This window comes from Deinococcus koreensis, assembly GCF_002901445.1.
In the GTDB taxonomy this organism is placed as follows: Bacteria; Deinococcota; Deinococci; order Deinococcales; family Deinococcaceae; genus Deinococcus; species Deinococcus koreensis.
In genome coordinates this window covers 1,472,502-1,493,906 of sequence record NZ_PPPD01000001.1, presented here as the reverse complement: position 1 = coordinate 1,493,906, position 21,405 = coordinate 1,472,502, and the positions used below count along the sequence as shown (strand labels likewise).

At 68.4% G+C, this 21,405-nt stretch carries 21 protein-coding genes; 9 read left to right on the top strand and 12 right to left on the bottom strand.

Annotated features, from left to right (window positions below):
• Positions 1-11: 11 nt before the first annotated feature.
• Positions 12-2,282: a xanthine dehydrogenase family protein molybdopterin-binding subunit gene (locus tag CVO96_RS07115; RefSeq protein WP_103311623.1), complete on the top strand. Its 2,271-nt coding sequence runs from the start codon at positions 12-14 to the stop codon at positions 2,280-2,282.
• 111 nt (positions 2,283-2,393) lie between these two features.
• Entirely contained in the window at positions 2,394-2,858 is a 465-nt protein-coding gene (locus CVO96_RS07110) for a Uma2 family endonuclease (protein ID WP_243398204.1), read from the top strand.
• 2 nt (positions 2,859-2,860) lie between these two features.
• Here CVO96_RS07110 and CVO96_RS07105 read toward each other — a convergent pair whose 3' ends face one another.
• The 11 genes from CVO96_RS07105 to CVO96_RS07055 form a co-directional block, all read right to left on the bottom strand.
• Complete coding sequence (locus CVO96_RS07105; protein WP_165795226.1) at positions 2,861-3,223, bottom strand: type II toxin-antitoxin system PemK/MazF family toxin; 363 nt, start codon at positions 3,221-3,223, stop codon at positions 2,861-2,863.
• Entirely contained in the window at positions 3,216-3,479 is a 264-nt protein-coding gene (locus CVO96_RS07100; protein ID WP_133161759.1) for a hypothetical protein, read from the bottom strand. Before CVO96_RS07100 ends, CVO96_RS07105 begins: the two co-directional genes overlap by 8 nt.
• A gap of 84 nt (positions 3,480-3,563) precedes the next feature.
• Positions 3,564-4,238 carry a V-type ATP synthase subunit D gene (locus tag CVO96_RS07095; protein WP_103311620.1) on the bottom strand — a complete coding sequence of 225 codons (675 nt, stop codon included), beginning with the start codon at positions 4,236-4,238 and terminating at the stop codon, positions 3,564-3,566.
• 97 nt (positions 4,239-4,335) lie between these two features.
• Positions 4,336-5,751, bottom strand: a complete 1,416-nt coding sequence (locus CVO96_RS07090; protein ID WP_103311619.1) for a V-type ATP synthase subunit B — start codon at positions 5,749-5,751, stop codon at positions 4,336-4,338.
• Positions 5,748-7,496 (bottom strand): V-type ATP synthase subunit A, encoded by a 1,749-nt coding sequence (locus CVO96_RS07085; protein ID WP_103311618.1) that lies wholly within the window; start codon positions 7,494-7,496, stop codon positions 5,748-5,750. The genes CVO96_RS07090 and CVO96_RS07085 overlap by 4 nt, the downstream gene beginning before the upstream one ends.
• 122 nt (positions 7,497-7,618) lie before the next feature.
• A complete protein-coding gene (locus CVO96_RS07080; RefSeq protein ID WP_103311617.1) occupies positions 7,619-7,966 on the bottom strand; it encodes a V-type ATP synthase subunit F in 348 nt (115 codons plus the stop codon).
• Complete coding sequence (locus CVO96_RS07075; protein ID WP_103311616.1) at positions 7,963-8,949, bottom strand: V0D/AC39 family V-type ATPase subunit; 987 nt, start codon at positions 8,947-8,949, stop codon at positions 7,963-7,965. The genes CVO96_RS07080 and CVO96_RS07075 overlap by 4 nt, the downstream gene beginning before the upstream one ends.
• Positions 8,950-8,958: 9 nt before the next feature.
• Entirely contained in the window at positions 8,959-9,528 is a 570-nt protein-coding gene (locus CVO96_RS07070) for a V-type ATP synthase subunit E (protein ID WP_103311615.1), read from the bottom strand.
• A gap of 1 nt (position 9,529) precedes the next feature.
• On the bottom strand, positions 9,530-9,835 hold the full coding sequence (locus CVO96_RS07065; protein ID WP_103311614.1) for a V-type ATP synthase subunit K: 306 nt from the start codon (positions 9,833-9,835) through the stop codon (positions 9,530-9,532).
• A gap of 17 nt (positions 9,836-9,852) precedes the next feature.
• A complete protein-coding gene (locus CVO96_RS07060; RefSeq protein ID WP_103311613.1) occupies positions 9,853-11,937 on the bottom strand; it encodes a V-type ATP synthase subunit I in 2,085 nt (694 codons plus the stop codon).
• Positions 11,934-12,221, bottom strand: coding sequence for a V-type ATPase subunit subunit G family protein (locus CVO96_RS07055; protein WP_341476167.1), 288 nt, complete (start codon positions 12,219-12,221; stop codon positions 11,934-11,936). Before CVO96_RS07055 ends, CVO96_RS07060 begins: the two co-directional genes overlap by 4 nt.
• A gap of 922 nt (positions 12,222-13,143) precedes the next feature.
• Between CVO96_RS07055 and CVO96_RS07050 the strand changes: the two genes are divergently transcribed.
• The 7 genes from CVO96_RS07050 to CVO96_RS07020 all read left to right on the top strand — a co-directional run bounded on the left by CVO96_RS07050 (position 13,144) and on the right by CVO96_RS07020 (position 20,381).
• Complete coding sequence (locus CVO96_RS07050) at positions 13,144-13,671, top strand: GspH/FimT family pseudopilin (RefSeq protein ID WP_103311611.1); 528 nt, start codon at positions 13,144-13,146, stop codon at positions 13,669-13,671.
• Entirely contained in the window at positions 13,668-14,102 is a 435-nt protein-coding gene (locus tag CVO96_RS07045; protein ID WP_103311610.1) for a type II secretion system protein, read from the top strand. Before CVO96_RS07050 ends, CVO96_RS07045 begins: the two co-directional genes overlap by 4 nt.
• Entirely contained in the window at positions 14,089-14,970 is an 882-nt protein-coding gene (locus CVO96_RS07040) for a PilW family protein (RefSeq protein WP_103311609.1), read from the top strand. Before CVO96_RS07045 ends, CVO96_RS07040 begins: the two co-directional genes overlap by 14 nt.
• Before the next feature lie 2 nt (positions 14,971-14,972).
• Positions 14,973-16,784, top strand: a complete 1,812-nt coding sequence (locus tag CVO96_RS07035) for a pilus assembly PilX N-terminal domain-containing protein (RefSeq protein WP_103311608.1) — start codon at positions 14,973-14,975, stop codon at positions 16,782-16,784.
• A gap of 311 nt (positions 16,785-17,095) precedes the next feature.
• Positions 17,096-17,473 carry a RidA family protein gene (locus CVO96_RS07030; protein WP_103313342.1) on the top strand — a complete coding sequence of 126 codons (378 nt, stop codon included), beginning with the start codon at positions 17,096-17,098 and terminating at the stop codon, positions 17,471-17,473.
• A gap of 238 nt (positions 17,474-17,711) precedes the next feature.
• Complete coding sequence (locus tag CVO96_RS07025) at positions 17,712-18,569, top strand: PSP1 domain-containing protein (RefSeq protein ID WP_103311607.1); 858 nt, start codon at positions 17,712-17,714, stop codon at positions 18,567-18,569.
• 60 nt (positions 18,570-18,629) lie between these two features.
• A complete protein-coding gene (locus tag CVO96_RS07020; protein ID WP_103311606.1) occupies positions 18,630-20,381 on the top strand; it encodes a M3 family oligoendopeptidase in 1,752 nt (583 codons plus the stop codon).
• A gap of 77 nt (positions 20,382-20,458) precedes the next feature.
• Here CVO96_RS07020 and CVO96_RS07015 read toward each other — a convergent pair whose 3' ends face one another.
• Positions 20,459-21,400: a DUF4384 domain-containing protein gene (locus tag CVO96_RS07015; protein WP_103311605.1), complete on the bottom strand. Its 942-nt coding sequence runs from the start codon at positions 21,398-21,400 to the stop codon at positions 20,459-20,461.
• Between the last annotated feature and the right edge of the window lie 5 nt (positions 21,401-21,405).

Below are 21,405 nucleotides of genomic sequence, written 5' to 3'. Positions count from 1 at the left end.
AGGAGGTTCCCGTGACGACGCCCACCACCTATCTCGGCAAACGCCGCAGGATCATCGACGGCCTGGAAAAAGTCCGGGGCCGCGCTCGCTACGCCGCCGATGTCGGGCTGCCCGGTCTGCTGTGCGCCCGCCCCGTGCTCTCGCCCTACCCGCACGCCCGCATCGTGGGCATTGACGCCTCCGCTGCGCTGACCGTACCCGGCGTCGTCGCGGTGCTCACGGCCGACGACCTGAACGGGGGCCGTGTGGCCCATTCGCGGCCCAGCATGATCCTGGCCGCGGGCGAGGTGGTCTTCGCGGGGCAGGCGGTCGCGGTGGTCGTGGCGCACACAGGCGCCCAGGCGGCCGACGGCGCCGCGCTGCTGGACATCGACTACGAGGTGCTGCCCAGCGTGGACGACGCCGCGCAGGCCCTCACCAACGAGGTGCTGGTGTGGCCCCAGGGCGTCCCGAAGTCGGAGGCCAGTCTGGCGAGCCTGCACGGCGGGGAGGCCGGCGCCCAGGGCGCGGCCGCGCCCTCGAACATCGACGAGCAGCGCGTCTTCGAGCGCGGAGACGCGGCCGCGGCCCTGGCGGGTGCCCACAGGGTCGTCGAGGGTACGTATACCAACGCCGCCGTGCATCAGGCGTACCTGGAACCGCACGCCGTGGTCGCGGAACCCGGCCGCCGGCCCGGTCAGGTCACGGTCTACACCAGCACCCAGGGCCAGTACACGGTACGGAGCGAGGTCGCGGGCGCCCTGGGCCTGCGCGTGGGCGACGTGCGCGTGGAACCCATGACGGTCGGCGGGGGCTTCGGCGCCAAGTACGGCATCATCGACGCGCTGGTGGCGGCCACCGCCCTGCGCGTGGAACGCCCGGTGCGGATGGTGCTCTCGCGCACCGAGGACATGCTGACCACCATGCCCGCCCCTCGCACCACCATCCGCGTGCGCCTGGGAGCCGACCAGAGCGGGAAGATCGTGGGTCTGGACGTGCGGGCCGTGATCGAGAACGGGGCCTTCCGCTTCGGGCACGCCGGCATCATCGCCACCGTCATCGGCGGCATGTATCGCTGCGAGCACGTGCGGATCGAGACCCAGGAACTGTTGCTGCACCGCGCCCCCACCGGGGCCTACCGCGCGCCCGGCATGCCGCAGGCCCTGTTCGCCCTGGAATCCGCCGTGGACGAACTGGCCCGCGCCCTCGGCCACGATCCGCTGGAGCTGCGCCTGTTGAACGCGGTGGGCGCAGGCGACTCCACCGGCACCGGCCGCCCCTGGCCCGACATCGGCCTGAAAGACTGTCTGGAGCGCGTGCGCGAGCATGGGCTGTGGCAGTCGCGGGGCACCGCTGCGAACGAGGGCGTGGGCCTCGCCATCGGCGGCTGGCCCGGCGCCTTCTCGCCCGCCGGCGCGGTGTGCCGCGTGGACACCGACGGCACCGTGCGCCTGCATGTGGGCAGCGTGGATATCAGCGGCGTGCATTCCAGCATGGTGCTCATCGCCGCCGAGACGCTGGGTGTCGACCCGGACAGCGTGGAGATCGTGCAGGGGACGACCGACAGCGGCCCCTTCGCGCCCGGCTCGGGCGGCTCGCAGGTCACGGTCAGCCTGTCGGGCGCGGTGCTGGACGCCAGCACGCAGGTCAGGGAGCAGCTCCTCGACCTCGCCGCCACGCATTTCGAGGCCCACCGCGACGACATCGAACTCGCGCAGGGCCACGCCCGCGTGAAGGGGGTGCCCGGCCAGAGCGTCACGCTGGGGCAGCTCGCCCGGCGTGGCCAGAGCACGCCCGGCGGCCCCGGCCCGGTGGTCGCCGAGGGCCGCGCCGCGATGAAGGCCGGGGCGCCCGGCTTCACGGCCCAGCTCGTGCGCGTGCGGGTCGATCCGGCCACCGGGCACGTCACCCCGCTGGAGGCCGTCATCGTGCAGGACGTCGGCTATGCCCTGAACCCGCTGCTGGTCGAGGGACAGATGCACGGCGGCATGGCGCAGGGCCTGGGGATCGGCCTGTACGAGGGCCTGAACTTCGCGGGCGGCAGCCTGACCAACCCGAATTTCATGGAGTACGCCTTCCCGACCGCCACGGATATCCCGCCTCTGACCACCGTGATCGTCGAGCGGCCCTCCGAGCACGGGCCGTTCGGGGCGCGCGTGGTGGGCGAGCCGCCCATCACCGCCGGGGCCGCCGCCCTCGCCAACGCCATCCGGGACGCTGTGGGGGTGCGGATCACCGAACTGCCCGTCACGGCGCAGAAGGTGTGGGAGCTGATGGAGGAGGGGAGACCCGCCGCCGATTGAGGGGCGGTACCATGAGGCCATGTCCAACTCCGCGATCAGGGCCACGAGCGTGGAGGAGTACCTGCGGACGGAAAAAAAAGCCCCGTAAAGCGCGAGTATGTCGGCGGCTTCTTGTATCCCCTACACGGGCAGGCTGGGGCGAGTAAGAGGCATACGCTGATCGGAGGCAACATCTTCGGCACTCTGTATCAGAACGCCCGGAAAGCCGGGGGCCACCTCTATCAGAACGATATGAAGCTGGTCGTCGAGGGCAGCGCCTTCGTCTATCCAGATGTCATGCTGGTGTGGGAGCCCGACGATGGCAGCCCCCACGCGGAAACCTCGCCATGCCTGCTCGTCGAGGTGCTTTCAGAGAGCACCGCCAGCCATGACCGCTTCGGCAAGCACGGCATCTACACCACCATTCCCAGCCTTCAGACCTACCTGATCGTGGAGCAGAGCGAGCGGCGTGTCTACGCTTACGGGCGCGACGGCGAGCGCTGGGTGCTCAGCGACCTGCAGGGCGAGGGCCACATCGACCTGCCCTGCCTGGGCCGCCGCCTGAGCCTGGATGAGACCTATGACGGGGTGGTGTAGATTTACAACCCCAGCACGTCCCGCACGGCTTCCTGGATGCGTGCGAAGTCCGCTTCGGCTAGAGCGCCGCGCCGACGCACCAGCCGAAGCTCGCGATTCACGGCGCGGATCATGTGGGGCTGCGCCCAGCTGATCTTAGTCAGGCCGTTGCTGGCATCCGGCTCCACGCGCACATTCAGCATCCCCTCGTAACGTGGCACGGCGCTGGTGAACGGGATGATCGTGGTCAGCGGCATCCGCGAGCGGTTGAGCTGATCGATGCTCAAAATCACCGCCGGATGTTCGTCCTTGCCCTCGCTTCGAAGAGAGGGGTTGAACTGCACCTGCCAGACCTCGCCCCGCTGACAACCCTGCCAGTCAGTCACGCCGCAGCTCAGTGGCGATGTCGTCCAGGCCGTCGTCACCGGCCGCCGCCACTGCCGCCACGTGGGCCGGGTCGTCGAAGGCTGTCAGCTCCAGTTCCAGAGTGCGGAACTTGCGCTCGCTCAGGGCTCTCTGCACAGCCTCCTCGATGAAGCTGCTGGCGTCCCTCACGGCCCCGGATTCGACGAGCTGCTTCAATGACTCGCGCGTCTGGCGTGAGAGGGTGTGGGTCACCTTCACTCGTTGGATGGTCGTCATAGTGGTATGAATCGTACCACTTCCTATCAGAAGAAAAGAGAACCGCCCCCAGACGGAGGGCGGCCTTCTTTTTCCCGCTCTGGTTCAGTCCGCAGCCGAACCGTGGCTCGTCGCGGCCAGGGCTTCCCGCGCGACCTTGTTCTTCAGTTCGATCTTGGCCTTGATCTTCTTCTGCGTGAATCCCGCCTCGCGCTCGCGCTGGTCGAGCACCGAGCGGATGAAGCGGATGTCCGCCTCGATGCCCGGAATCACGACCTGCTCCAGCGCGTTCACGCGGCGGGAGGTCTTCTTGATCTCCTCGCCGATGCGCCGCAGCTTGGTCTCGGTGCCGGCGACCTTCACGATGGCCTCCAGCACGCCGCCGAAGTCGGTCGAGGCCTGGATGGTGCGGGCGCCGACGTTGATCGGGCTGAAGGCGCTGGCCTGAGCACGCTCGGGCACGTTGATCTTCGGCACCTTCACTCCATACAGGTTCTCGATCTGCATGTCGATCTGGTAGTCGGAACTGCCCGCCAGCGAGAGGCTCTCGACGGCCTCGGGGCTGTCCCAGGCTTTCGCGCCGAACAGGCTGGTGTAGGCGCCCTTGGAGACGCCCGAGAGCTGTTCACGCGCCGCGAGGGCGTCCTTGACCAGCGCGAAGAACTCGCCGATCAATGCGTCGCGCTTGCGCTTGAGCAGGTCGGCGCCGCCGGACGCGGTCTTCAGGCTGGCCTTGCTGGCCAGCAGCGCGGAGCGGGTGGGGCTGATCTGTCCTGCCATATGTCACCTCCTTCGTCGGTGAGGCAGAGGGCGGAGGGCCGAGAGCAGAGGGCTCAACCTATTTTAGCACTATGCTCTCCGCTCTCTGCCCTCTGCGTTACTGCATTGACCGGCCGCCCTTCCACATCTCGTCCATCTTGGTGCCGTAGAACTTGTCGATGGAGTCCTTGGAGATCCGGGTCAGCTGGCTCTGGGGCAGCTTGCTCAGGATGCCCCACGCGACGGTCAGGGAGTCCTCGATAGAGCGGTCCTGGTCGCCCTGGCCGATGAAGTAGACCTCGAAGTCGTCGGCGAACTTCAGGTACAGCTTGTCGGTCTCGGTCAGCGCGTCCTCACCGGTGATGGCCACCAGTTTGCGCAGGTCGAGGCCGTTGGCGTACGCGGCGAACAGCTGATCACTGATGTTCTTGTGGTCGGCGCGGGTCTTGCCCTTGCCGATGCCGTTGCCCTGCAGGCGGCTCAGGCTGGGCAGCGGGTTGATCGGCGGGAAGATGCCCTTGGAGTTCAGGGTACGGTCGACCACGATCTGCCCCTCGGTGATGTAGCCGGTCAGGTCGGGGATGGGGTGGGTGATGTCGTCGTCGGGCATCGAGAGGATCGGCACCTGGGTGACGCTCCCGGGCTTGCCCTCGACCACGCCGGCGCGTTCGTACAGCGAGGCCAGGTCGGTGTACATGTAGCCGGGGAAGCCGCGCCGACCGGGGATTTCCTCGCGGGCGCCGCCGATTTCACGCAGCGCCTCGCAGTAGTTCGTCAGGTCGGTCAGGATCACCAGCACGTGGTAGCCGTGCTCGAAGGCCAGGTACTCGGCGGTGGTCAGGGCCATGCGCGGGGTCAGCAGACGCTCCACGGCGGGGTCGTCGGCCTTGTTGAGGAAGAGAACGGAACGGGCCAGCGCGCCCGTGCGCTCGAACTCCTGCGTGAAGAAGGAGACCTCGCGCTGGGTCAGACCCATCGCGGCGAAGACCACGGCGAAGTCGCCCTCGTGGCCGGGCACCTTGGCCTGACGGGCGATCTGCGCCGCCAGCTCGTTGTGCGGCAGACCCGAGCCCGAGAAGATCGGCAGCTTCTGGCCACGGATCAGGCTGGTCTGCACGTCGATGGTGGAGATCCCCGTCTGGATGAACTCCTCGGGCTTGGCACGGGCCGCCGGGTTCATGGGCTGGCCGTTGATGCTCTGGCGCCTCTCGGCGACCACTTCGGGCAGGCCGTCGATGGGGCGGCCCAGGCCGTCGAAGCGGCGGCCGATCATTTCCTTGCTCACGCCCAGCCGGGCCACGTCTTCCACGAGGCTCACCGAGGCGGTGGCGAGGTCGAGGCCGCGGGTTTCCTCGAACACCTGGATCACGGCGTTCTGGTCGCTGACCGAGATGACCTGCCCGCCGCGCATCTTGCCGTTCGCGTCCTTGATGTTCACGATGGCGCCGTACGCGAGATCCGAGGCGGCATTCACGAACAGCAGCGGCCCGGAGATGTACGCGACGTCGTTGTATTCCTTCTGCAGTAGGGTCACGCTTTCACCGCCTTGAAGGTGCTGTCGAGTTCGCTCAGCACGCCGTCCGCGTAGGCCGCGAAGTCACCTTCGGGCGTGTAGCGGGCGCGGGCGAGCTTCTCGATGACGGGGCTCTGGATGATTTCGTCGATGCTCGAGCCGCTGCTCAGCGCGGCGCCGGCCTGATCGTAGAACTTCAGGAACATCTTCATCAGGCCGTAGTTCTTGGGCATGGAAGCGCTGGCGTCCACCGGGTCGAAGCCGTTCTGCTGCAGGAAGTCCTGCCTCAGCATGCGGCCGGTCTCGATGATCAGGCGTTCGTTGTCCTGCAGGGCGTCGGGGCCGACGAGCTGCACGACTTCCTGCAAGCTCGCCTCTTCCTGCAGGATCGAGCTGATGCGCTGGCGCAGTTCGGGGAAGTCCTCGCCGATGTTCGCGCGGTACCACTTGTCCAGGATCGGCGTGAACAGGGAGTAAGAGCCGTTCCAGTTGATCGCCGGGAAGTGGCGGCGGCGCGCCAGACCGGCGTCCAGACGCCAGAAGGCGCCGGTGATCCGGAGCGTGGCCTGGGTCACGGGCTCGGACATGTCGCCGCCGGCCGGGGAGACGGCCCCGATGATCGACACCGCGCCGTCCTCGCCGCCCAGGGTGGTCACGGCGCCGGAGCGTTCGTAGAAGGCGGCCAGCTTGGCGCCCAGGTAGGGCGGGTAGCCTTCTTCGGCGGGCATCTCTTCCAGGCGCGAGGAGATCTCGCGCAGCGCCTCGGCCCAGCGGCTGGTCGAGTCGGCCATCAGCGAGACCGAGTAGCCCTGGTCGCGGAAATATTCCGCCAGGGTCACGCCGGTGTACACCGAGGCTTCACGCGCCGCCACCGGCATGTTGGAGGTGTTGGCGATCAATATGGTGCGGTGCATCAGCGGCCCGCCGGTCTTGGGGTCTTCCAGTTCCGGGAACTCCACCAGCACGTCGGTCATCTCGTTGCCTCGCTCGCCGCAGCCCACGTAGACCACGATGTCGGCGTTGCCGTACTTCGCCACTGACTGCTGGGTCACGGTCTTGCCCGAGCCGAAGGGGCCGGGGATCGCGGCGGTGCCGCCCATGACCAGCGGGAACAGCACGTCCAGAATGCGCATCCCGGTCAGGAAGGGCAGGCTGGGGTCGAGCTTCTTCGCCACGGGGCGGGGGGCACGCACGGGCCAGTAGTGGGCCATGCGCAGTTCGCTGCCGTCTTCCAGGCGGGCGATGGTCTGGTCGATGTTGTACTGGCCGGCCGGCGCGATCCAGGAGACCCGGCCGCTCTTCTCGGGGGGGGTCAGGATCTTGTGGGTGAAGCTGAACTCGGGCACGGTGCCCAGGATCGAGCTGCCGCCCACGGAGTCGCCCACGTTCACGCTGGGGGTGAAGTCCCACAGCTGCTCGCGGTCGAGCGAAGAGACCTCGATGCCGCGCGCGATGAAGTCGCCCGAGGCCTCGCGGATCTTGCCCAGGGGGCGCTGGATGCCGTCGTAGATGCCGTTGAGCATCCCTGGCCCCAGTTCCACCGAGAGGGGGAGGCCCGTGGTCTGCACGGGCTCGCCGACCGTCAGGCCGGACGTGTCCTCGTACACCTGCACGAAGGCGGTGTCGCCGTCGAGGCGGATGATCTCGCCCACCAGACGTTCCGTGCCCACGCGCACGATGTCGTACATTTTGGCGCCGTACATGCCCTTGGCGATGACCGCCGGGCCGGCGATGCTCTGCACGACGCCACTCTTGTTCTGCGTCATTTGGTTCTCCTTGGGAGAGGCTGAAGGCGGAAAGCTGATGGCAGAAGGCTAAAAGCGCAAACGCTCAAGACCATTCTTTGTTTTTGCCATCTGCCTTGTGCCATCTGCCTTCTGCCTCCGTTTTACAGCTTGATGTCGAAGCCGATGGTATCGCGCACCAGTTTGCCCATGTAGGCCTTGGCGTCCACGGTATCGGGGGAAAAGGCGTCTTTCAGGGAGGGGATCGGCAGCAGGATCGGCAGGTCGCGGCCGCGCATCAGGCGGGCCGTCGCCGTGATCGGATCGGGGATCAGACCGGTATCGACCGCGATGAGTCCGTAGAGGTCGGCCTGGATGGCCCGCTCCAGTTCAGCCAGGGCAGTGGCTGGAGTGGCCTCCAGCACGGTGGCCCCGGCCAGCCGGTAGCCGGTCGCGGTCTCGGCGTCGCTGAGCACCGCCACGCGCTGGGTCTGGGAAGTGCCCCGGGTCATGCCTGCACCTCCTTGCGGATCTGCTCGACCGGCAGGTCGTAGAACTTGCCCCGGGCGATCAGACGCAGTTTGGCGATCTCGATCTCCTTGCGGCGCAGGAAGTCCAGAATGATGCCCACGCCCTCCGGATCGCCGGCCGCGACGTTGCGGGCAGAGCGGTCGAGCACTGTGCGGGCCACGACCTCAGCCTCCTCCAGTCCCGGCGCCTCCAGAATCGCCGCGATATCGGCCTGTCCTCCCGCGTCCCCACTGCCCAGCCGGGTGTAACCGGCCGCGTCCAGGGTGCCGCCGGCGACGAACAGCCGCGAGTCCATGGCGGCCCCCGCCTGCCCCCGCACGGCGCGCGCGATCAGAGCGTTGGTCACGTCGATCTCGCGGCTCAGGTAGCGGCGCAGGCTGGTGTTACGGGCCACGCTCAGGGCGTAACGGTAGTAACCCTGATCCAGCGCGACCTCCAGGTCGAGCAGGCGGCCGGAACTGCCATAGGCCAGGGCGCCTTCACGCAGGGCTCGGGCCAGCGGGTGCCCGCTGACCGCGATGGTCGCCGCCGCGCTCTGCAGTTCGCTTGACTGGGCCGCGCTCTGCAGCGCGCTGGGCTTGATGGTGCCGCCCGGAACCAGGCTCTGGATGATGTTGTCGGCGCCGCGGCTGTTGACGATGCCGCGCGCGATGGTCTTCAGGTTGACCAGATCCCACTTCATGAGCAGCGCCTGAATCTCTCGCTTGGCGTCGCCATCAGCGAAATGCAGCACCTTCTGGGAGGTGGCGAAGAGGTTCTGGCTGAGGGCCTGGTCGAGCTCGCTCAGCCCGGCACTCTCCCCGGTGGTCTCCCGCAGGTTGGAGGCCAGATCGGTCTCGGTCAGGACGCGCAGGAACTCCTGGTAGCTGCCGGCGGCCAGCGCCGAATCGAGCGCCCGGCCGTCCAGCAGCTTGGTACGCATCACGCGGACACGCGTATTGATGTAGGAATAGTCGTCCGGCATCTCGCCTCCTTACTCGGCGACCAGACGGCTGATCTGCGGGGCCAGGTCGCCACGTACGCGTTCCAGACGACCCAGCAGGGTGTTCTGGATGCTGGTCTTGCCATCAGGGCTGACCAGCCGCACGCCTGTGGCGAGCTGTGGATTGGCGCGCACGTCCATGGAGCGGCCCAGCTGCGCCAGGGCCTGATGAACAGCGTCGTGCTCGGCCGGGTGCGCCTCGACCACCGAGGCGCCGGGCAGCGATTCGAGGCCCTGAGCGATCAGGCGGGAGAGCACCTGGGGGTACTCCGGGGCCTGGGGAGCGCTTCGCAGATGCCGCTCGGCCAATTCGAAGGCCTGCACCTGCAGACTGTTGTTCGCCTCCAGCCGCTGCGCGTTCCCGTCCAGATCAGCCGCGCTGCGCGCCCGGGTCAGTCCGGCAGCGTATTCGCTGTCGAGCGCCCGGCGGCGGCTGTCGATCATCGCCTGGGCGCGCTCACGGGCCTGGGTGACGATCTGCTCGGCCTGGCCCTGGGCGAGCGCCCGGATCCGCTCGATCTCCGAGAGCGCCTCGTTTTCGAGAAGCTTGTCGAGCGCCATATCAGTTCAGGATGAACAGCGCGAGGAAGCCGAAGATGACCAGCGTTTCGGGGATCAGGAAGTACAGCAGCAGGCTGCCGGCCTTGCTGGGATCTTCCGCCACGGCGCCCACCAGGCTCGAGCCGATGCGGGCCTGGGCGATCCCGGTGCCGACGGCGCCCAGGCCCAGGGCCAGACCGGCCCCGATGGCGCGCATCCCGCGGTACAGTTCGTCGTTGCCAGCGGCCGTGGTGGCTTCCTGAGCAAGACCCGTGGTGGCCAGAGCGAGGGCGAAGGACGCGAGGACGATCTTGTTGTACTTGGTCATGGTGAACACTCCTGAGGTTATTTGACCTGCCCGCTGACCTGTTGGGCAGCCGGGCTGAGGCGGCGAAAGGGGTTGTAGACGGGGCTGGTCTCGTTGTTGAAGCCGGTGGGATTCAGGAACTCGACCATATGCAGACGCAGCGGCTGGACGATGTGCCCGATCAGGGTCAGGGCCAGCACGAAGAAGTGCAGTGCCGCGCCCAGCAGCAGGCCGATCAGGATGCCGAGCACACCGATGCGCTCGTACATGCTCCAGCCCAGGTCGGTGCAGAGCTTGGCCAGGATGGCGGACACCAGCCCCACTGCGAAGATACGGGCGTAGCTCATGACGGCGCCGCCCTGCGAGAGCAGTTCGATGGGCAGCATCGGGTACTTGCCGATGATCCGCAGGTAGCCGATCAGGAAGGCCGCGAAGCCGGCGTACATCAGCCAGACGCGGGGGTCGCTGAAGTCGGAGAAGGCGGTGCCGATTTCCTTGCCGGCGCGGCTGGTAAAGGCCAGCATGATCAGGGCGAACACGCCGCCGAACAGCGCGATGCCCTCCCAGGTATGAACGGAATCGCGGTGCTTGATTCCCTGCTGAATGCGGATGGCCCAGCCCCACAGCACCTGCAGGATGCCGAACAGCAGCGCGAAGACCAGCGCGACGTTGCTGAAGTAGCCGGTTTCCAGGCGCGGGAACACGATGGGAATCAGGCCCTTGTAGTAGCCCTTCTCCAGCTTCTCGGCCTCGACCGGGAAGCTCAGACCCGTCCAGCCCCACAGCCGGTCGAGCAGTCCGGGATTGATGTAGAAGAAGTGCATGTGCTCCAGCAGGGTGCCGAAGAACTCGCCGGTCAGGAAGCCCCACACGATGCTCCAGGCCGACATCACCAGCGTGACGAAGCTCAGGTCTTTCAGGGTGCCCGGCGGCACGTAGGCGCCGAAGAAGCTCAGATCCCAGCCCTCGTTCCGGCGGGCCTTGCCGCGCAGCCACAGCCCGAACAGCGCGAACAGCAGCCCGTAGCCGATGTCCGCGATGATGATGCCGAAGAACAGCGGGAAGAACAGCGCGATCACCCAGGTGGGATCGAAGGTGCCATAGCGGGGCGGGCTCATCAGACCCATTACGGTCTGGAAGGGCCGCACGTAGCCGTTGTTCTTCAGCTGCACCGGGATGCGCTCGTCGTGGTGCTCGTCGACCGGGTACACCTCGTAGCTCACGGCGTCCCCGAAGGCGCCCAGGGCACCCTGCAGCGCTCCCAGCCGGTCTGCGGGCACGTAACCCTGCAACGCCAGACTGTACTTGCCACGGGCCGAGACGGCGCGCACGTCATGGATCGCCACGCGGTCTTTCAGGGCGTCACGCACGGCGTACAGCTGCGGGCCATGCTCCTGGGCCAGCCGGTCGCGCTGAGCGTTCAGATCGCCCTGGCGGGCCACGCCGCCGCGCTGGATTGCTTCCATCTGGGCAGCCGCGTCCGAGAGGGCCAGGCCGTCGAAACGGCCCGGCAGGCGCAGTTCGCCCAGCCGCGCCTTGCTCAGGGCGGCGCGCGCCAGGTCTCGCTCGTTACGCAGCGTCGCGATCACGCCAACCCGGTTCTGCCCCACGGTCTCGGTCGCCAGGGCATAGCGCCCCTCCAGAGCCGAATTCAGCGCGGCCTCGAGGTCGCCCGGAGCGTCGGAAGGCTGGAGCAGGAAAGGCACGACGCTCAGCCGACGACTGCGGTCGAGTCCTCCAGCCAGGCGAGCCAGTGCACGTACGGCGCCGCCATAGGCGGATTCGGCGTCCAGATCCGCCTGCAGTTCCTGGCGTTGACGGGCCAGGGCCGAGACGGGCTGGGCCGCACGCTCGATCACCTCGCTCCAGTCTGCAGGATCGGGCAGACCCGCCGGGGCCGGACGATAGGCCCCCAGCTCGGCGATGGTGCTCTCCGCGCGGGCCAGCAGGCGCTCGTCTTCCCGGCGCGACTGCGCGTCCTCGCTGACCAGCGTGCCCGAATTCAGGGGGCTGTCGGTAATTGGCTTCAGGTGCAGCACTCCGGCGTCCTGCAGGGCAGCGATGACTGACTCGCTGTCGCGCCTTCGCAGGGCGACCACCACCTGCTGCATCGGGTTGATCACGGGAGCACCGCCCTCATGATGGTGTCCACCGCCTGATCCAGCCGGGCTTGTGCGCGGCCGCGCGTCTGTTCAGCCTGGATGCCTGCCTCGGCGCGTGCCTGAGCGCGAATCTGCTGCATCTCGGCACTCAACTTCTGCTCGTGCTCGGCCTGCATGGCCTTGACCTGAGCTTCCGCGTCCCGAATGATGCCGGCGGCCTGCGCCTGGGCAGCGTCCACGGTCTGCTGCGCCTGCACGCGGGCCGCTTCGATCTGCGCGTCCAGCGCCGCTTCGCGGCTCGCCAATTCACTTAAGACTCGACTTGAGACGTCCAAAACTCACTCCTCCTTTCCCGATCTTGTGCCTGGGCCGCTCCAAAAGCCTCATCCCGGGGGATGAGGTGATGGCTGCTGCTCAGGGGTTTCCGGTGGCCCGACCTTCTTGTAATAATTACGTCAGACTCAGACCCCATCGTAACACAGCACTGAAATGCAGCCGGCGGGGCAAGCGTCCCTTCACAGCGCCCGCCGAGCGTCACTCAGCGCGGGACGGCGCGGCCCGTCGGCAGCCGCTGTAGACTGGAAGACTGCCATCCTCAGATGTAGCCGAACCGGCCTGTCGGTGCCCGAGCCGGGCATCCGGGCCCCTGATGTGCGTGGGCTTGCATGAAAGCGCTGCCTGACCGGGTTTCTCCCAGCTGAGCGCCGTCTAGACGCGCGTCCGGCTCCGCAGTGTGGGCGGTGGGGACTCCACGGCGTCCACCGGAGGGCGGCACCCGGGCAAGCCTGGGATGGGCCGGACAGACGGCGGTTCTCCCTGATGCGGCCTGCCGCTTCATTCCGTCACACCCAGGAGCGCACCGGGTGTTCCTCGCCTGCGGCGGACTCCGCCCTTGTCGCTTCTCTGCTTCGCTGCCCTGCAAGTTCCTCCGGTCGGATGAACTCCGGACACAGAGCGGATGGCACTCGAAATCGCCATGAGAGCCTGGTCGAGGACTTGGGCAGGCCGCCCCCGGTTGGGGGAATTGGCCCTGTTTCCGCATAAAAATCCGCCCCCGGTTGGGGGCAGAGCGCGCACTTCGCCAGCGTTCTGACCCAAGATGCAGTTGAAGTGGCGGGCGAGGTGGCCTGACCTTCAGAGCACCCGCCAGTCGAGGGAGCAGGGTCGAGTGGGCAGGGCTGCCCCTGGGGATGTCATCCCCAAGAGGGGCGAGGAGAGGGCCACAGTATGTCTGTCAAGACTCGAAACCGACAACCGGACAACTTGAGGGGCCGCCGGACACAGCGGCGCGGGGGGTGGTCGACCCGGGCGTTCACCCTGCTCGAACTCCTGGCCGTGCTGGGCATTCTGGGCATCCTGCTGGGCGTGGCCGCGCTCAACCTGCGCGGGTTCCAGCGGCCGGCCCTGAGTGACGCGCGCGCCCTGGCCAGCGCGGTCAAGGCGGCCCGCAGCACGGCCATCGCCTCGACGGGCGCCGTGCAGGTGCGGCTGGACTACGCCGCCCGGCGCTTCAGTGCCCGCAAGGCCGGCAGCTGCGCCGCCACGACCTGGACGGAGCTGCCGGCCAGCACGGCGGTCGAACTCAACCCCAGGGTGGTGCTCGTCTCGCCGGTGGCGCCCACGGTCTGGCAGGTCTGCTTCGATTCACGCGGCGTGGCCGACTCGGCGCGTCAGGTGCAGCTGCGCGACGACACCGGCACGGCCGTCTACACCCTGGCCGTGTTCCTGGGCGGGGCCGTGCAGGTCACGCCATGAAGGGCTCCAGACCCGCGCGGCGCAGACCCTCAGGATCCAGTTCCTCAGGACTCAGGCCCTCGGCGGGCTTCACGCTGGTCGAGGCGCTGGTGGCGCTGGCCGTGCTGGTCATCATCCTGAGCTTCATCATTCCGCTGTTCATCAGCAACACCCAGCTGAACACCCGCAGCGAGCGCCGTTCGCAGGCCGCCAGCGCCGTGGAAAGCGCCCTGGACGATCTGCGTGCCCAGACCATCAACACAAAGTCGGGCAGCGAGGACGTGCTCAAGGTGGTGGGGGGCCGCACCTACACGGTTCGGCTGGTCTACTGCCGCCTGCCCGCCCTGTGCACGGAAAACAGCCGCATGGTGAGCGCGACCGCCCTGCTCGACGGCGCCCCGTACTACGAGGCCGAGACGGTCTTCGCGGAGGTCAACTATGTCGCGCCCTGAGCCGCGCCGCGAGCAGGGCCTGACCCTGGTCGAGCTGCTGGTCACCATGATGATCAGTGGCCTGCTGCTGGTGCTGACCCTGGAGGTCGTGAACAGCAACCGCCGGCTGTACGACACCGACAGCCGCCGCGTGGAGGTCAACCAGAACCTGCAGAGTGCGCTGCGGGTAGTCAGCAACGACGTGCGCCAGACCGGCGAGCGGCTGCGGCGCAACGTGCCCGCCCTGGAGCTTCGCGTCGGCAGCAGCGACACCCTGACGATCCGCAGGAACCTGCTGGACGTGGTGCTGCCGCTGTGTGCGGATCTGGACTCGGGAACGACCGCCGCCACGCTGTACGTCGCCCTGCAGCCGGGCACCCCGGTCGCCGACTGTCAGGCGGCCACGCCGGCCCTGGTCGCTCCCTGGGAGGCGTTCCGGAACGCGCACGGAGGCGCGGTCAAGGCCTTCATCTTCGATCCGGTTCATGGGCGGGGCGAGACCTTCACCTACGACGCCGCGGACGCTGCCGGCCGCTTCATCCACCGCAGCGGCGGAACGTGGCTCAACTCCTACAGGACGAACGACGGCCCGGTGATCTACCTGCTGGAAACACGCACCTACGCGGTCACGGCCGGCCAGCTGACCCTGAGCGTGGACGGGGAGTCCGCCGAGGCCGTGGCGCCCAGCATCGGCAGCCTGAAGGTGTCGCTGACCCTGAAGGACGGCAGCGTGCCCAGCGGGGACTTCCCCACGTCGGGCACCAGCTGGAAGGACGTCCGCTCGGTGCAGCTGAGCCTCAGCGGTTCCTCGACCTCACGGGGCAAGACCACCAGCCGCGCCCTGTCTGAAACCGTGACCCCCCGCAACGCCTTCTCGGCGGAGGACTGACCATGCCCACCCGCACCGCCCGCCCCTCCCCGGCTCCGGCCCGCACCACGGCTGAGCACCGCGCCGGCTACGCCCTGATCAGCGTGATGATCGCCATGATGGTGCTCAGCGCCCTGGCCATCGCCTACATCAGCATCACGCTGGGCAACCAGCGCGACACCTCCAACGTCGCCAACAGCCTGACCGGCTTCTACGCGGCCGAGGGGGGCCTGAACATCCGTGCCGAGAAGGTGCGCGGCAAGTTCGTGGACTACAGCCGGCCCGCCGGCTCGTCTCCGGCGACGGCGACGCCCTGCCAGGGCAGCAACGTGGGCAGCGGCGACTTCGCCTGCGACACCTCGCTGACCCTGGCCCAGCGGCAGGTGGCCACCTACGTGCTGGACACCACCGACCCCGATCCGGCCAAGAACATCGGCGTCGTCAATCCGGGGGAGACCTACGCCGGGCTGAACTACCAGCAGTATTCCTACCGTGTGGTCAGCGAGGCGCAGCGCCAGGGCAGCCCGGACACCGAGGCGCGGCTGCAGATGGAGTTCCAGAGCCGCCTGGTGCCCATGTTCCAGTTCGCCGCCTTCTACAAGAACGACCTGGAGATCAACCCCAGCCCGGCCATGACCCTGAACGGCCGGGTGCACACCAACAGTGATCTCTACCTGTCGCCCTCGACCAGCCTGAAGATCGGGGGGCGCATCACCACGGGCGGCGACATCTTCCGCAAACGCAAGGAAAGCGGCGGCTGCGACGCCGGCCCGGTCACGGTGTCGGACACCGCCAGTACCACCAAGACCATGCAGGGGTGCAGCAGCGCGCTCGTGCCGGACAGCAACTTCACGCAGTTCAACGGACGGGTCAAGACCAGGCTGGACAGCCTGACCGTGCCCAAACAGCCGCTGAGTCCCGTTCCCGGTGAGGAGCTGTTCAGCAAGGCCGACCTGCGGATCGTGGCCCGCCGTGACAGCGCCGGCGTGTGGCTGCTGGAGGCCCGCAACGCCGACGGGCTGCTCAACACCGCCGCCACCAGCCGCCTGAAGAACGCCCCGGACTGTGCGGGGGCGCTGTCGATGAACCCCGCCAGCGGTGCGGGCACGGGCACCTTCAACAACAGACGCGAGGAGGCCCGCCAGACGCTCATCGAGGTCAACCAGCGCCTGCTGATGAACTGCATCCACACCGCGCCGGCCGGCACGTTCCTGAACCCCGCCGGCAACACGCTGAAACTCGACGACACCACCGGCAACGGCCTGGTCTGGAATTTCAGCTTTCAGGACGCCGATGCCGCGAAGACCCAGAGCAACCTGGGCGTCCGCGTGACCGACGCCGCCACGCTGGGCAGCGGCCTGGCGGGTGCCCCGGCGGTCAAGGGCCTGACCATCGTCACCGATCAGGCGGCGTACCTGCAGGGCGACTTCAACAAGATCGGCTGGAAACCGGCCTCCGTGCTGGCCGATACGGTCAACGTCCTGTCGAACAGCTGGAGCGACAGCGCCGGAACCCACACCGCCAGCGACACCGAGGTCAACGCGGCGTTCCTGGCGGGCACCGACATCACCGCCGGGGGCAAGTACAACGGCGGTCTGGAGAACTACCCGCGCTTCCACGAGGACTGGTCGGGGAAGACCTTCCGCTACCGGGGCTCCTTCGTGAGTCTGGATCAGCCGGCCCACGCCAGCGGCGCCTGGGGCAAGGCGGGCGTGTACTCGCCCCCCAGGCGCGACTGGGACTACGACAGCCGCTACGACAACGCCGCCAACCTGCCGCCGCTGGCCCCCCGCTTCGTGTACCTGCGCCAGCTGCTCTTCGCCCGCAACTTCTGAAGGGCAGAGCATGGAGCTGGCCGGGCGGCTGGCCTGGACGGTGAACCCGGACTGCAGGCACGGGGACAGGCCCCGCTGGAGAGAGCGGCGGGCCGCCCTGCGCGGCGCCGATGTGCAGTCCAGGGGGAGCAGGGAGATGGTGGGAGAGGCGGGGACGGGTGACCCTGGGGGCGGCCGGCGACTGCAGGAACGCGGCCCCGCGGAGTGGACGTCGGGCAGCGGTCGGTCAGCAGGGGTCGTCCGGAGCCCGCCGGCGGGTGTCCAGCTCCCCCCGCCCTGTCCGGACGCTCCGGTTCTATATGCTCTGGGGCATGAAAGACATCATCACCACCCCGGACGCCCCCGCCGCCATCGGCCCCTACAGCCAGGCCGTGACCTTCGGCAACCTGGTGGTCACCAGCGGCCAGATTCCCCTGACGCCCGCCGGTGCGCTGGTCGAGGGCGGCGTCACCGAGCAGACCGAGCAGGTGATCGCCAACCTGCGCGCGGTGCTGAGCGCGGCGGGCACCGACCTCGACCGGGTGGTGAAGACCACGGTCTTCCTGGCCGACATGAACGAGTTCGCGGCCATGAACGCGGTCTACGAGCGGCACTTCCAGGCCCCGTATCCGGCCCGCAGCACCGTGCAGGTGGCTCGCCTCCCGCGCGACGTGCGGGTGGAGATCGAGGTGCTGGCCGAGCGGCACTGATCCGCTGACCTGATCCGCCGCCACGGGAACAGGCCGCCGGGTGCCGGTTCGCCTGCGGGTCGGCGCCACCCCCGACCACCGCGTCCGTGTCACCCGTGCACCCGCGGTGAGGCCCCACCTGGAGAGCCACCTGCTGTGTCTGCGCCGAGCTGGACTCTGGCCCCAGCCCAGGCCCTTTGCCTGGGCTTTGTGCACCGCCTCTCGACGCTGCCGCTCCGGGCATGACATCCTGCGCTCAATGTTCGTCTTGCCGGTTCGCTTCGAGCGCAGTCCCCGCCTCCACCCCATGCTGAGTGAGGCGCCCCACGCGGTCGGGGCGAAGGTGGTCGTGCAGGGCAAACGCGGGCCGGAGGTCGCCACGGTGCGCGGCGAGGCCGGATCGCCCCTGGCCTCGGAGCGCTACGGCTCGGTGCTGCGCGCCGCGACTCCGGAGGATCTGCAGCGCTGGGAAGACCTGCACCGCACCGGCGAGGATCTGAAGTGGCTGCTGCGGGCCCGCGCCCGTGAGCGCAACCTGCCCGTGAAGCTGGTGGCGGTCGAGTTCACCCTCGACGAAAGCCTGGTCACGGTCAGCTACTCCGCCGACGAGCGCATCGAGCTGACCAGCCTGATCGGCGAGCTGCGCTCCCACACGCGGGCGCGGGTGAATTTCGCCGCCATCGGCCCGCGTGAGCAGGCGCAGATGCTGGGCACGCTGGGGGCCTGTGGGCGCGAGAACTGCTCCAGCACGCACCTGCAGGATTTCGCGCCGGTCAGTATCCGCATGGCGCGCGACCAGCAGTTGCCGCTGAACCCCGAGAAGCTGTCCGGGCCGTGCGGGCGGCTGCTGTGCTGCCTGCAGTTCGAACACACCCAGTACCTCGACCTGCTCAAGAACCTGCCGCGCAAGAACGCCAAGGTCTGCCACGACGGCAGCGGCGCCTGCGGCAAGGTCACCAAGCTGCACCCCCTGACCGGCACGGTCGATGTCGTGACCGACCAGGGCATGATGCTCGGCGTTCCCGCCGGGGAACTGCGCCGCGCCCCGGAGGGCGACCCGAAGGCGGGGCCGGAGCGGGCGCCCAAGCCCCCCCGTTCCCGCGACGCCGACGCCTGAGGCCAGCCCCCGTCCTGAATCACACCTTCAGGGCCTCCTGCCGGGCGCTACACTCCGGGCATGACGGGCACCCTGGACGCTGTTGAACGCAAACTGGCCGTACCGCCGGCCGCCTCGGAGTGGCCCACCTATGCGCCGCGTTTCGAGGCCCTGCTCGCCGAGAGCCTGGACGCCGCCGGGGTGCCCGACTGGCTGCGGCGCTGGAGCGAGCTGTCGGCCGAACTCTACGAGACCGCCAGCAAGCTCTCCACCCACGCCGACCTGCACACCGACGCCCCCGACATCCAGCAGCGCTACCAGACCTTCCTGGCCGAGCTGATGCCCAGCGCCGAGCGGGCGGATCAGGCGCTCAAGGAAAAACTGCTGTCGGTGCCGGGCTACGTGCCGGACGCCCGTTTCGCCCTGAACTACCGCCGTTTCCGGGACGCCGCCGCGCTGTTCCGCGAGGCCAACGTGGAACTGGGCGTGACCCACGAGCAGCAGAAGAACCGGCATTCGGTAATCACGGGCAACCAGTCGGTGCTGCTGGGGGGCGAGAAGCTGACCATTCCCCAGGCCAAGCAGCGCCTGGACAGCCCGGATCGTGAGGCGCGCGAGGCGGCGTGGCGCGCGCTGTCGGCCAGCAACCTGCAGGTCGCGCCGGAACTGGATCAGGTTATGCTCGACCTGATCGTCACCCGCTGGACCCTGGCCCGCAACGCCGACGAGGCGACCTACCTGGACTACCAGTGGAAGGCGCTCGACCGGGTGGACTACAGCCCCGCCGACTGCCGGGCCTTCCACGACGCGGTACAGGGCGAGGTCGTGCCGATCCTCGCGGAGCTGATGAAGGGCGTGGCCGACACCCTGGGCCTGGACGCCATCCGGCCCTGGGACTACAACCGCAACAACCTGCTGGACGTGCAGCGCCGCGCGCCGCTGGCTCCCTTCCAGGACGGCGGGCAGCTCGAAACGCTGGCCGAGCAGGCCTTCTCGGGCCTGGATCACGACCTGGCGGCGCGCTTCGGCTACATGCGCTCGAACGGGCTGCTCGATCTGGAATCCCGCCCCGGCAAGATGACCCACGCCTACTGCCAGTATTTCCCGACCCGCAACGAGCCCTTCGTGCTCATGAACGTGGTCGGCACGGCCGAGGACGTTCGCGTGCTGTTCCACGAGGTCGGGCACGCCTTCCACGGCTTCTACAGCGGCGACACGCAGCCCCTGGTCTGGAACCGCTGGAGCCCCACCGAGTTCGTGGAGATCCCGTCGATGGCCATGGAATTCCTGACCCTGGATCACCTGGGGCACGTCTTCTCGCCGGAGGAGCTGGCCCGCTACAGACGCTCGCAGCTCCAGGGCGTGGTGTCGTTCCTGCCCTGGGCCGCGCAGATGGACGCCTTCCAGCACTGGCTGTACGCCGAGGCGCCCTCGACGGTCACGGTCGCGGAACTGGACGCCAAATGGCTGGAACTGGATCAGACCTTCCACAGCTTCGTGAACTGGGACGGGCTGGACGTGGCCGCCCGCGCCAAGGGCTGGCAGTACTACCACATCTTCCACGTGCCCTTCTATTACATTGAGTACGCCATGTGCTACCTGGCCGCCGTGGGCATCTGGCGTGGGGCGCAGCGCGACCCGGCCGCCGCCCTGGAGGGCTACAAGTCGGCCCTGCGCCTGGGCAGCGCGGTGAGCGTGCCCGAGCTGTACCGCGCGGCGGGAGTGGAATTCCGCTTCGACCGCGAGCACATCCGGGGCCTGATGACGTTCCTGAAGGAGCAGCTGGGGCAGGGGGAGGCAACCGGGGGCGGGACAGCCGACCGGAGCCACTAGGCTGCTGGGACACTTCTGTGACATGGAGTCGGGGAGCCTTCCACAGCGGAGGCTCCCCGACCAGCTTCAGACCGGCTTCAGTAGCGGTAACGGCTGGATCTGGTCACGCTGACGTCCACGGTGCGGCCCTGGCCCTGGGTCACGATCAGACGGGCGCTGCCGGTACCACTCTGCAGGGTCGCCTCATATCCGCCGGCGACGGCGCGCGTGCCCAGCACGCGGTAGCCCTCGGCCTGCAGGCTCTGGAGCTGCTGGTCGAAGGTGGCCTGCACCGGCGAGACGCTGCCCACGTTCAGGAGGCCGCCGAACAGCGCGCCGATCAGGTCGAGCAGGGGCGTCTGGGGGGTGGTCACGGGCTGCGCCTGCTCGACCGGGCGCACGGGCGGCACGGGGCGCACCGGGGGCAGGGGACGCATGGGCGGCACCGGCCGGGGCATGACCACGGAGACCCGGTTCGCCACGCTGTACAGGGCGGTATCGCTCGTCCAGCTCTGCTGCACCGGCGTCACCACGATGCTCAGCGCCTGCGCCAGCCCCTGCTCGCCGCGCACGCTGACCGTGGCGAAGGAGTTCTGCTGGCCCTTGAAGGAGGCGATCTCACCCAGGTTCAGCGGGGTCAGGCTGGCGAGGGCGAGCACCTTGTTCAGCCCCACCGGGCCGTCCACGGTAAACGTGAAACCCGCCTGGGGCGCCGGGAACTGCACGGTGGTGTTGGCCTTCACGAAGTTCGCGCCGCCGTTGTAGGTGTTCGGCAGGATCAGGTCGACCGTGCCGTCTACGTCCACGTTGAACAGGTACACGTAGGCGTCTTGGTTCACGCTGGCCGAGATCCGGATGGGCTCGCCGATGCGGTAGCTGGGCACGACTGTGCCGGCGGCCCGGTCTGTCCAGACCTTCACATCCAGCGCGGTCTGCACGGGGTTGACGATGATGCTCTGGGCGCTCAGCTGCGGCTGGGCGGCGGCGGTGCTCAGGGTGGCGGCAGACAGGGCCAGCAGGGCGGTCAGGGCGGTCTTCATAGGGC